Raw genomic sequence first — 10,845 nt, forward strand, 5'->3', positions numbered from 1 at the left:
TCAGGCCTTCAGCGGCAGGAAATCCCGGTCGCGCGCGGCCCAGAGCCGTTCGGCCTGCGCCTGCGCGTCCGGGATGTCCGCGGCCTTGCCCATGGCCTTCAGCGCGATGGCCAGCGTGCCGGTGACCGAGGCCGCGGCGTAGGCGTCGTCGCGATCGCCGCGCCAGAACCCGATCAGCGAGGCCACATCCATGTCCAGATCCGCGGCCTGATGCGGATCGGGGAGCAGGGCGGGCCAGGTTTCGGTGGTGGATTCATCCGCGCCGTGGGTGCTCAGCACCGCCGTCGGCTTGTTGGGGCGGCGCTCGATCTCGCCGCCCTCGCCGCGAAACACCGCCATGTGCGGCTGGTCGAGCAGCATCGCCGCGCCGGCGTGGATGTCCATGAAGCCGCGATGGAAGATGCCCTGCAGCATCACCGGCGCGTTGAACGGGTTGAGCATGCGCGAAAAGCTGTGCACGGGCGAACGCAGCCCCAGCAGCGGGCGCAGTTCGATCAGGTGGCGCAGCATGGGGCTCAGCACCTGCAGCGGCGTGTAGGCGAAATTTCGCCCGGCGAGGTGATGGGCGGCCTGGGTCAGGCTGTCGGCGATCGGCAGGCCGAGGCGCTGCAGGGTCTCGCGGGTGTAGACCCGCCCCGGAGTGTGTCCGCCGGTCCCGTGCATGAACACCCTGCGCCCGGCGCCCGCCAGCGCCAGCGCCGACAGCAGGAACCAGGGCAGCTGGATGCGCTTGCCGGCGTAGGAGGACCAATCCAGATCCACCGCCGGCATGTCGGCGGGCAGGTCGAAGCCTTCGCGGGCGGCGAGCGTGAAGCCGGCGATCTCCTCGGGGGCTTCCTCCTTCAGGCGCAGCAGCATGAGGAAGGCGCCGATCTGTTCGGGTTCGGCCTCGCCGCGCAGGATCATGCCCATTGACTCCCGGGCCTCGTCCAGCGTCAGGGCGCGGGTCTTGGTCTTGCCGCGCGCCAGGATGGCGACGTATCTGGCGAAAGGATGGGGCTGTTGCATGGCGGCTCCTGATTGGGTTGGCGTCATTCGGCTTTGCCCGTCGCGAGCGCGGCGACATTGGCGTCCGACAGGTTGGCGGGCAGGATGCGCAGGGTCTTGACGCCCGGCATGGCGATCGCCGGCGGCGCCGCGAACGCCCCGGCGGCGGCTCGGCCGGGCGATCGGCAGCGGGCCGAAAGGCCGCCCGCCAAGGCGGCAGGCGACGGTGACGACAAGGGACGCAGAGCGTGCGGCTTTCCACGGCGCCCTTGCCGCGCGGGGCCCAGGATGTCCGGTTCTCGTCGGGGATGGTTTGGTGGATGAAGGCGCGCGCCGTGTCGGGGCAGGCCATCATGCAGCGGCGGCGGCCGATGCCGCCATGCTTGTCCGCCGGCACGATGCCGTCGGGGCGGATGACGGGCGCGCCGGTGGGGCGGACATCGACGCAGGGCGGGTCGGCGCAATGCCGGCACATCATCGGCGGCGAGGCCTCGCGCCCGGTGGCCATGCCCGTCGCCCTTCCACCGCAGCGCGGCCTTGTCGCCCTTCGGCAGCCGGTCCTGAACATCCGCGTCGGGCATCGATTTGCGGCAGGTGAAACAGTCGAGCATGCCGCGCGCGATCGCCAGCCAGCCGCGGATTTCATGCCCCGAGGGGCGCGAGCCCTGACAGGGCGGGGTCTTGTGCACGCAGGTCGCGCATTTGCAGGAATGACCGCCCTGAAAGATCGTTTCCCCCAGATCCCGGCCGGCGGGGGTCTCGCCTTCGGCGAAGCGCCGAAACGTGGGGGCGCGGTTCGGGGAGATGTGGGTCATGGATTCGCTTCCGCTGCGGGCGCCGCGGCCCCGATTTCGTCGTCGTCGGTCTCCTGCCCGTCGAGGATGATGGCGTTGGAGACAAGCTGACGGACCGACAGGATCGAGTCCATGTCGTATCCGAAATTCGCCATGATCCTGGCGAACCGGGTCTTGCAGATGGCGCGGATCGCCGCCAGACGCGTGACCCCGGTCTCGTCCTCGATGTCCTCCTCCAGCCCTTCGAGCATGGCGCGCAGGGGCTTTTCCCGCAGCCCCGGATTGTTGCCGACGATCTTCACCTTGCCGATGATCTCGTTGCAGTATTCGGGCCCTTGCCCACGGTGTCGAGGACCTCGCGCGCCGCCATGGAGGTTTCCGCCGTGTCGATGCCATAGGGGCGGGACACCGAACAGCGGCGCCATTGCGAACATTGGCGGCAGTGGTTGCAGCACTCGTCGAGACCCTCCTCGGTCAGGTCGCGCGCCCCCACCAGTCACGGAAAATGCCTGCCGACGAAAGTGCGGCGACGCTGCGCAGCGGATCCGGGCGCGCCACCGGCATGTTCCTGGGATCGCCGGCGCCGAGGAAGCAACGGCATTTGTCGGTGCAGGCGCCGCATGTCACGCAGGTGTCGAGATAGGCCTGAAAGGCGCGGCTCTTTTTCGCCGGCTCGCCGGGAAAGCCCAGCGCCTCGGCATGGCCGGAATGCGCGGGGTGGGGTTTCGGATCGGCCATCCTCGTTCCGCTCGACTTCTTCGGCGGCGGCGATGACGTCGGCCGGTTCCCTGCTGCAGTCCGAGAAATTGGTGATCTCGCCGTCTTCGTCCTCGTGGGTGCGATCCCCTGCGGGTCGCCGGGGGTCAGTCCGCGGGTCTGCGGCGATTCGCGTAGAACCTGGGCGCGTCGCAATCGCCGAGACGCGGCGAGCGCAGCGGCGCTGGGCGCGGATCTTCGCGACGGGGCCGAGGGCGTCGCCGACAAGCCCCGACCCCCCGTCCGTCGCATGCAATCGCAACGATCAGAAATCGTCGAGCGCGCCGACCATGTATTGCACCACGTCCTCGGAATCGGTGTCCTCGACGCGCTTTTCCATCACCTTGCGGCCGCGATGCATGACCACCAGCCGGTCGGCCACCGAAAACACCTCGGGCAGGGTGTGGCTGATCAGGATCACCGGCGCCCCGCGTTCGCGCAGCTTGCGGATCAGCTCCAGCACCTTGCGCTGTTCGGGCACGCCGAGATTGTTGGTCGGTTCGTCCATGATCATCAGCCGCGCGTCCCAGTAGACCGCGCGGGCGATGGCGACGGCCTGGCGCTGGCCGCCCGACAGGGTCTCGATCGGGGCCTTCATCGACGGGATCTCGACATCGAGCGAGCGCAGCGCCTCGGCCGACTGGTCGTGCATGTAGCGTTCGTCGAGCGGGCGCAGCAGCCCGCCCAGCACCGATTTTTCCTTTTCGCGCCCGAGAAAGATGTTGCCCGCCACGTCCAGGTTGTTGGCCAGCGCCAGGTCCTGGTAGATGGTCTCGATGCCGCGTTCGCGCGCCTCGATGGGCCGGGTGAAGCGCACCTCCTCGCCGTTGAACAGGATGCGCCCGGCATTGGGTTCGTGCACGCCGGAGACGCATTTGATCAGCGTCGATTTCCCCGCCCCGTTGTCGCCGAGCAGCGCCACCACCTCGCCGGGGAACACGTCGAGGCTGACCTCGTCCACCGCCACCAGCCCGCCGAAGCGCTTGCTGAGGCCCTCGATCGAAAGCACCGGTTGCGCTGACATCTATCTGCTCTCGATCTTGTGGCGGATCATGTCGCGGGACTGGTCGATGAGCACCGCCAGGATCACCACCGCGCCGACCACGATGAACTGCCAGAACGGCTGCACGTTGAGCATCACCAGCCCGGTGGTCAGCACCGCGATGATCAGCGAGCCGATCACCGTGCCCACCACGGACCCCGACCCCCCGAACAGGCTGACCCCGCCGATGATCACCGCGGCGATCGAGGACAGCAGCAGCGGGTCGCCGATCACCGCCGACCCGGCGGTGAAGCGCAGCATGGACAGGAACCCCGCGACCCCGGCGGTGGCGGCGGACAGCATGTAAAGCCGGATGACGTGGCGTTCGACCGGCACGCCGGCGCGGATCGCGGCTTCGCGATTGCCGCCGATGGCGTAGGTGTAGCGCCCGAATTTCGTGCGCCTGAGCGCGTAGATCGCGACCGCCACGATGATCGCGGTCAGCAGCACCGGATAGGTGAAAATGCGATCCATGCGCCGCAGCATGGCGCCGGCGACCTCGGGGCGGGTGAAGAAATGCAGGCCGCCGCCCTCGCCGCGGATATAGTACATCAGCGCCTCGTTGCCGTAGTCGCGCACCCCGCGCGGCAGGCCGATGACGGTGGTGTTCTCGGACATCAGCAGCGCCACGCCGCGCACGATGAAGGACGTGCCCAGCGTGACGATGAAGGGCGGCACCTTGAGCCGCGCGATGATGACGCCGTTGATCAGCCCCACCATGGCGCCTCCCGCCACCGCGACGCCAAGCCCGGCGAGCACCGCCGCCGGCAGCGGCAGGCCCAGGTTGTAGACCTCGCGCAGGGCCAGCGCCGACAGCACCGAGGCGAGGCTCATCACCCAGCCCACCGACAGGTCGATGCCGCCGCTGATGATGACGAAGGTCTGCCCCAGCCCCAGCAGCAGCACCGGGGTGATGGCGACCAGGATGTTCTGGGAATTGCGCAGGGTCATGAAGCTGACCGCGCTGCCCGAGACCAGCGGCACCGAGATCACGAAGACCAGGATCAGCGCCGCCAGAAACACCCATGCCCAGACCTGGATGAGACTGAGCAGCAACTGCTCGCCGGCCGATTTGGTCCTGGCGGGCGCGAAGCCGGTCCCGGCCTCGCCCGCAGGCGGTTGCTGCGCCATCGCGATGTCCTGTGTTTTCGATCGGTCGCGGAGGGGAGGCCGGCGCGCCCGCGAAGGCGCCCCGGCGACGGTCGCGAAACGGGCTCCGAAAAGCCTATTTGGGCGTCTGGTAGATGAAGCGCGCCGCTTCGGGGTCGTCGACATTGTCGATGCTGATGATGGCGAACCCGGTCTCCACCCGCCGCGGCAGGCTGGTGACGCCGGCGGCGTCGGCGGCGGCGAACTGCACCGCCATGTAGCCCATGTCGAAGGGTTTCTGCGCCAGCACCAGGCTGACCACGCCTTCGCGCAGCTGCTCGATGGCGAATTGCGTGGCGTCGTAGGCGACCACGTTGACGGCGCCGCCGAGACCGGCGTTGACCACTGCGGTGCCGGCGCCCTGGGCGCTGAACACGTTGGTGCCGAACACGCCCACCAGATCGGGCACGCGTTCAAGGGTCGCGGCGGTCTGCTGCACGGCGGTGTTCATGTCGTCGAGGTTGAAATCGATGCCCACCACGTTGATGTCGGGAAATTCCTTGTCCATGACCTCGTTGAAGCCGATGGCGCGGCCCTCGACCGAGCTGACATTCGGGTTGGTCGAATTGATGTAGACATTGCCCTTGCCGCCGATCGCCTTGGCCAGACCGCGCGCCGAGATCCGACCGCCCTCCACATTGTCCGACCCGATATAGCTGAGCGGAAACGTCACCGGGCCGTTCACGTAGTCGCCGTCGCCCAGGAAGGTGTCGACGGTGATCACCTTGATGCCCGCCTCCAGCGCCGATTGCAGGGGGCCGACCATCTGATCCTTGTCGGTGGGCGCGATCACCAGATAGTCGATGTCGCCGCGCGCCACCATGGCGTCGAGGATCGGGGTCTGCACCTCGACGCCCCAGGTCGGGGGCACCTGCATCACCAGGTTGATCCCGAGATCGGCGACCGCGGCCTTCACGCCCAGTTCCATCACCTGATAGAACGGATCGACCACGCCGGGCAGGAACCCGATGGTGATCTTGCCGTCCTGCGCCGCGGCGGCGCCGGTCATCAGCGATGCGGCCATGGCGGCGGCGGCGATTCTGGATAAGATTCTCATTCCCATGTTCTCCCTGCGATTGGTCTGGCGTCTGGACGGCGTTGCTTTTCTGGGCGAAGCATATGAGGCCGTCGCAGGGCACCGTATCATGCATCCGGGAATTGTATATAAGCACTGTCGGGTTGTCTTTCGCGCCAAGCCGGGGGCGGCGCGGGCAGGGGTTCACGGCGCTCTCCCCCCGGCGGGGCGCGCGAAAACTGGTTGGCGCACGTGCAGGACTTCCGCTCCGAGGCCTTTCTGAAGGCCCATGTCAAAAGCATCATCGATTTCTACCGCCCCCGGGCGGTGGATCGCGAATTCGGCGGGTATTTTCAGGAATACCACGATGACGGGCGCATCGGCGATCGCAAGGTGCGGCATCTGGTGGGCTCCTGCCGCTTCGTCTACGGTTTCGCCGCCGCATACATCACCCTGGGCGACCCCGGCGATCTGGACAAGGCGCGCCACGGGCTGGATTTTCTCGACTCGGCGCATCTGCAGGCCGATGGCGGCTACGCCTGGATCCTGTCGGGGCGCGAGGTCGTCGACGGCGCCCGCCACTGCTACGGCCACGCCTTCGCGCTGCTGGCCTGGGCCATGGCGGCCAAGGCGGGGATCGCCGGCGCGCGCGCGCGGCTCGATCAGATCTGGGATCTGCTGGAGCGGCGGTTCTTCCTGCCGGACCATGATCTCTACGCCGACGAGATCGCCGCCGGGGACTGGTCGGCGGTGTCGCCCTATCGCGGCCAGAACGCCAACATGCACATGTGCGAGGCGATGATCGCCGCCTTCGAGGCCAGCGGCGAGGCGCGGTTTCTGGATCGCGCCGTCACGCTGGCGCGGCGCGTCTGCGTCGACCTCGCCGACGCGGTCCCGGACCGCAAGGGGTTCGTCTGGGAACATTACCGCCCGGACTGGACCCATGACTGGGATTACAATCGCGACGATCCCCACAACCTGTTCCGCACCCATGGCTATGTGCTCGGCCATTTCACCGAATGGGCCAAGCTGCTGATGCTGCTGCACCGCTATCGGCCGGCGCCGTGGATGATCGAGCGGGCGCGCTTTCTGTTCGACGCGGCGATGGAGATTTCTTGGGACGAGGCGCGCGGCGGCATGCGCTACACCATCTGGCCCGACGGCCGGCGGCTCGACGACACCCGCTATTTCTGGACCCATGCGGAAACCCTGGCGGCGGCGGCGCTGCTGGCGCTGGGCGCCGGCGCGCCGCGCTGCTGGGACTGGCATGACCGCATGTGGCGATTCGTGGACCGGCATTTCGTCGATCATCGCCACGGCGCGTGGTTTCGCATGCTGGACGCCGGCAACAGGCGCATCCCGGAACTGAAAAGCCCGGTGGGCAAGACCGATTACCACGGGCTCGGCGCCTGTTTCGAAATCTTGCAGGCGCTGAAGCATGGGGCGGATCCCGGGTGATCCGCCGGCGGGATCAGCGCCCGAGCCCGCGCATCGCCGCCGCCGCGGGCAGGTAGCGGTCGCGAAACAGCCGCGCATAGCAGGCGCTCAGCCCGGGGTCGGGGCGGCGGATCGGCGCCGGGCCGCGCATCGCCGCGACGGCCGCGTCGAGATCGTCGAACAGCCCGGCGCCGAGCGCGGCGAGCATGGCGGCGCCGAGGCTCACGGCCTCGTCGCTTTGCAGCACGGCGAGGGGCGCGTCGAAGGCCGCAGCCTTGATGTCGAGCAGCAGCGCGTTGCGCGCGCCGCCGCCGATGACGGTGATCGGGCGTTTCAGCGCCGCGGCGCGGGCGGCCCGGGGCAGCAGCAGCAGCAGGTGATCGCGGATGTTGCGCGCGTCGAAGGCCAGCCCTTCGAGCACCGCGCGATACAGCGCCGCGCGCCCGCTGTCGGCGGACAGGTGCAGGAAGGCGCCGGCGGGCCCGGGGCGGCGGTCCGGCGGCGAACCCACCCGCAGATGCGGCAGGAACACCACCCCCTCGGCCCCCGGCGCCACGGCCGCGGCGGCGCGCATGGTCGCGTCGTAGCCGCGGGTCTCGCCCACCAGCCCGCGAAACCATTCGATCGAGGCGCTGGCGGTGGCGAGATCGCCGCACACGTAGTCGAGCGCCCGTCCGTTGATCCGCAGCCGGCTCGCCACCAGTTCCCATTCCACGATGCGCGGATCGCGGGGGGCTTCGGGCATGGGCAGCAGCAGCGCCTCGGCGGTGCCCAGCGAATCCAGCAGCGCGCCGGCGCCGAACACCCCCGAGGCCAGCGCCCCGACGATATGGTCATGGCCGCCCGCCGCGACCAGGCAATCGGCGGGCAACCCGGTTTCCGCGGCCCTGTCGGCGCCGATGGTCCCCAGCGGCGCGCCGTTGTCGCGAAGCGGCGGCAGCATGGCCGGGTTGATGCCGATATCCGCCAGCAGCGCGTCGTTCCAGCCCCCCGCCGCCAGGTCCAGGCAGGCCATGCGCCCGGCGAGGCTGAAATCCGTGGCGATCTCGCCCGACAGCCGGAAGGCGATGTAATCGGCGACGTTCAGCCAGTGGCGGGTCTGCGCGAAGGCGCCCGGGTCCTGATCCCGCAGCCACAGCATCTTGCTCAGCCCGGCCAGCGCCGACAGCCGCAGGCCGCAGGTCATGTGCAGGCCCTTCACGTCGATGCGCGCCGCCAGCGCGTCGGACTGGGGCTGCGGGCTCTGGTCATACCAGGCCAGCGCCCGGGCCAGCGGCGACAGCCCCGCGTCCAGCGCCACGCCGCTTTCGCCGACGCTGGCGACGGCGACGGCGCGGATGCGCGCGGGGTCGTCGATCTGGCCCGTCGCCTGGCGAATCGAGGCCCGCGTCGCCGCCCACAGCGCCGCCGGGTCGAAATCGGCGCGCCCGGTCCGGGTTTCGATCGGCGTCGGCGCCGCGCCCTGCGCCGCCAGCGCGCCGTCGAGCGCGAACACCAGCGTGCGGATGCGCGTGGTGCCCGCGTCGATGCCGGCGACAAGGACGCCCTGGCCGGGCCGCGCGGCCATCTAGAGGTCGGCGGCGAGGACCGGATCGGTGATTTCCCGGTCGGCCTCGAGCGCGCGCTTGGGCGCGATGCCCTTCGCGGACAGCGCGTCGTGATAGACCCGCACCGCCTCGTCGGGCGCCAGCACGCCCTCGACCACCTGACGCATCAGCGTCAGCATGTCGATCGGGGAGTCCGCCAGATTGATCTTGCGCCCGAACAGCGCCACCCGCGCCCCGTGCTTTTCCGCCAGGTGCAGCAGGTTGAACGTGTCCGCCGTGGTGCCGCTGGCGCCGCCGAGCACGCCGACGACGATGTGGTCGTCGTAATTCGCCAGTTCCTCCAGCGCCCGGGCGCCGTTGTAGACGATTTTCAGGAAGCGCGGGCGTTCGCCCCCCGCCAGCCCGGCGAGCGCGCGCAGGATGGCGTCATTGACGAATTCGCCAAGCTCGCGCTGGGAAAACCCGGTCTCGACATTGGGGTTGAACACTTCGAGAAAGTGGTCGAGCCCATGGGCGCCGGCCTCCTGGCGGAAGTCCCAATAGGCCTCCAGCGTCGCCAGATCGCAGTCGAGATCGTTGACGAAGGTCATGGAATACAGCCCGAGCCGGGCGCCGCATTCCTTGGCCCGCCCGAGATTGACGCTGCGAAACGGCCGCGAGGGCTTTTGCAGGTATTCGGCGTGGCGGTTGTTCCAGATGTCGGTGGAATCGTTGTAGCGGACCGCCGGGGTGATCTTGGACCCGGTGAACAGCCCCTCCAGGTTCAGACGGTCAAAGCTGCTCAGCGACAGCAGCATGACGTCGACCAGATCGCCGTTCACCACCGCGCGGATCTGGGCGTGGTAGTCCTGAAGCGTCTTCAGGCGCCCCGAGGGCTGGCCGTCGGGGCCCGGCGCCGGGCCGGGGCCGAGGGTGGCGAAGCCCACATCCGCGTCCTTGGCGTCGGCGATGATGAAATCCGCGGGCGTGTAGGCGCCGGACAGGATGCGGGACAGCTTGACGTCCAGTCTTTTCATGTCGATGGGTTCCTGAAATTCCGATGGGCAAGGCATGTCGAGGCGCTTTCGGTCAGCGGCCCCGCCAGAGTTGAAACGCCGTGGATTCAACCCCTCGTGGCAGGACGCGCGCGGCTTTCTGGCGCAGCGCGCGCAGTATGACCGCGACGCGCGGCGTCGCGCAAGCGGCGCGATCGGGGCGAGGGACGAAACCGCTGCGAAACGGAAAAGGCGCGGCGGCGCTACAGCCGCCGCCCCCAGATCCGCGCCATGCACAGGCAGACGCGGCCCGGCGCCACGATCATGGCGATGGCCAGCAGATGCGCGCCCTCAAAGGCCCGGACCTCCGACATGGGGTTTCCCTTCCCGTGCTGTCCGGTCAGCCGTCAAGCCCGGCGGCGGCCATGCGCGCGGCGCCGAAGGGGCTGAGCCGGAACCGCTTGAGGATCTTGCCGGCGCCGAAATGGCTGCCCTCGTCGAGCGCGTCGCGCATGATCTCGTGATCCCAGAGCCCGCGCGCCCCGGCCCGCGCCAGCCGCCGCAGCACCGCGCCTTTCAGATGCAGGTCGCGGGGCACGGGGCCGTCTGGCGCGGGGATCGCGCGGCGCGGACGGCGCCCCCCCGGGCGCGCGGCGCGCGCAGCACCTCCACCGCCTGCGTGGATTGGGTGACCATCAGGAACCCGCCCTTGCTTCATCGCGGCCAATTTCAGGCCGGAAAGTGCATTCAGGCGCCGATAGCAACGCAAATTCCGCCAAAGCCGACCAAAACAAGAAATATCGCAGCAAATCATCCGGAAGCGCATCAAATGCCATGAAATGGTTGAGAATGGAGCGTAGATGTTCAATGCCTGAGAAACGAATGGGCCCCGCGCTGTTTCGCGCCGTGATCGAGGGCGTCTATCGCTGCGGCGCCCGCCTGCCCGCCGAACGGGCGTTGGGCGAAACCTTCGGGCTGTCGCGCAGCACCGTGCGCCAGGCGCTGGAACTGCCGGGCGAATACGGCATCATCGAGCGCCACGCCGGGCGCGGCTCGGTGGTCAGCTATCGTCGGGGCGCCGGCCCCGCGGACGCCGACGGCGGGGCGCGGGCGGGCGGCGAGCCCAACATGCTCGACCTCGACG

General features: G+C 69.1%; 12 protein-coding genes and 1 pseudogene. 2 read left to right on the plus strand and 11 right to left on the minus strand.

From position 1 onward, the window contains the following. The 8 genes and pseudogenes from AC1HC7_RS07045 to AC1HC7_RS07080 form a co-directional block, all read right to left on the minus strand. Entirely contained in the window at nt 1-1,008 is a 1,008-nt protein-coding gene (locus AC1HC7_RS07045; RefSeq protein WP_479497522.1) for a glycosyl transferase family protein, read from the minus strand. A gap of 376 nt (nt 1,009-1,384) precedes the next feature. Beyond that, nucleotides 1,385-1,633: pseudogene (locus AC1HC7_RS07050) on the minus strand (hypothetical protein); the annotation flags it as partial. Between the two features lie 165 nt (nt 1,634-1,798). Next, nucleotides 1,799-2,083, minus strand: coding sequence for a hypothetical protein (locus AC1HC7_RS07055; protein WP_479497521.1), 285 nt, complete (start codon nt 2,081-2,083; stop codon nt 1,799-1,801). Continuing rightward, nucleotides 2,080-2,274: a hypothetical protein gene (locus AC1HC7_RS07060; RefSeq protein ID WP_479498849.1), complete on the minus strand. Its 195-nt coding sequence runs from the start codon at nt 2,272-2,274 to the stop codon at nt 2,080-2,082. Before AC1HC7_RS07060 ends, AC1HC7_RS07055 begins: the two co-directional genes overlap by 4 nt. After that, a complete protein-coding gene (locus AC1HC7_RS07065) occupies nt 2,256-2,519 on the minus strand; it encodes a hypothetical protein (protein WP_479498850.1) in 264 nt (87 codons plus the stop codon). The genes AC1HC7_RS07060 and AC1HC7_RS07065 overlap by 19 nt, the downstream gene beginning before the upstream one ends. A 283-nt stretch (nt 2,520-2,802) precedes the next feature. Continuing rightward, nucleotides 2,803-3,561 (minus strand): ATP-binding cassette domain-containing protein, encoded by a 759-nt coding sequence (locus tag AC1HC7_RS07070; protein ID WP_479497519.1) that lies wholly within the window; start codon nt 3,559-3,561, stop codon nt 2,803-2,805. Beyond that, complete coding sequence (locus tag AC1HC7_RS07075) at nt 3,562-4,710, minus strand: ABC transporter permease (protein ID WP_479497518.1); 1,149 nt, start codon at nt 4,708-4,710, stop codon at nt 3,562-3,564. Nucleotides 4,711-4,804: 94 nt separating this feature from the next. Further along, complete coding sequence (locus AC1HC7_RS07080; RefSeq protein ID WP_479497517.1) at nt 4,805-5,785, minus strand: ABC transporter substrate-binding protein; 981 nt, start codon at nt 5,783-5,785, stop codon at nt 4,805-4,807. A gap of 210 nt (nt 5,786-5,995) precedes the next feature. Here AC1HC7_RS07080 and AC1HC7_RS07085 point away from each other — a divergent pair, with 210 nt between their 5' ends. Continuing rightward, entirely contained in the window at nt 5,996-7,201 is a 1,206-nt protein-coding gene (locus tag AC1HC7_RS07085) for an AGE family epimerase/isomerase (RefSeq protein ID WP_479497516.1), read from the plus strand. A gap of 13 nt (nt 7,202-7,214) precedes the next feature. Here AC1HC7_RS07085 and AC1HC7_RS07090 read toward each other — a convergent pair whose 3' ends face one another. The 3 genes from AC1HC7_RS07090 to AC1HC7_RS07100 all read right to left on the minus strand — a co-directional run bounded on the left by AC1HC7_RS07090 (nt 7,215) and on the right by AC1HC7_RS07100 (nt 10,299). After that, entirely contained in the window at nt 7,215-8,747 is a 1,533-nt protein-coding gene (locus AC1HC7_RS07090; RefSeq protein ID WP_479497515.1) for an FGGY-family carbohydrate kinase, read from the minus strand. Continuing rightward, nucleotides 8,748-9,743, minus strand: a complete 996-nt coding sequence (locus AC1HC7_RS07095) for a hypothetical protein (protein WP_479497514.1) — start codon at nt 9,741-9,743, stop codon at nt 8,748-8,750. It abuts the gene before it with no gap. Nucleotides 9,744-10,101: 358 nt separating this feature from the next. Continuing rightward, a complete protein-coding gene (locus tag AC1HC7_RS07100) occupies nt 10,102-10,299 on the minus strand; it encodes a hypothetical protein (RefSeq protein ID WP_479497513.1) in 198 nt (65 codons plus the stop codon). Between the two features lie 269 nt (nt 10,300-10,568). On the opposite strand from AC1HC7_RS07100, the gene AC1HC7_RS07105 reads away from it, so the two are divergent. Further along, nucleotides 10,569-10,845 (plus strand): winged helix-turn-helix domain-containing protein (locus AC1HC7_RS07105; protein WP_479497512.1); only part of this gene is annotated, 277 nt, incomplete at its 3' end.

This window comes from Oceanicella sp., assembly GCF_056449545.1.

Coding starts and splice junctions, on each gene's coding strand:
- AC1HC7_RS07045 (WP_479497522.1), bottom strand. CDS start 1,008: ATGCAACAGCCCCATCCTTTCGCCAGATACGTCGCCATCCTGGCGCGC.
- AC1HC7_RS07065 (WP_479498850.1), bottom strand. CDS start 2,519: ATGGCCGATCCGAAACCCCACCCCGCGCATTCCGGCCATGCCGAGGCG.
- AC1HC7_RS07070 (WP_479497519.1), bottom strand. CDS start 3,561: ATGTCAGCGCAACCGGTGCTTTCGATCGAGGGCCTCAGCAAGCGCTTC.
- AC1HC7_RS07075 (WP_479497518.1), bottom strand. CDS start 4,710: ATGGCGCAGCAACCGCCTGCGGGCGAGGCCGGGACCGGCTTCGCGCCC.
- AC1HC7_RS07080 (WP_479497517.1), bottom strand. CDS start 5,785: ATGAGAATCTTATCCAGAATCGCCGCCGCCGCCATGGCCGCATCGCTG.
- AC1HC7_RS07090 (WP_479497515.1), bottom strand. CDS start 8,747: ATGGCCGCGCGGCCCGGCCAGGGCGTCCTTGTCGCCGGCATCGACGCG.
- AC1HC7_RS07095 (WP_479497514.1), bottom strand. CDS start 9,743: ATGAAAAGACTGGACGTCAAGCTGTCCCGCATCCTGTCCGGCGCCTAC.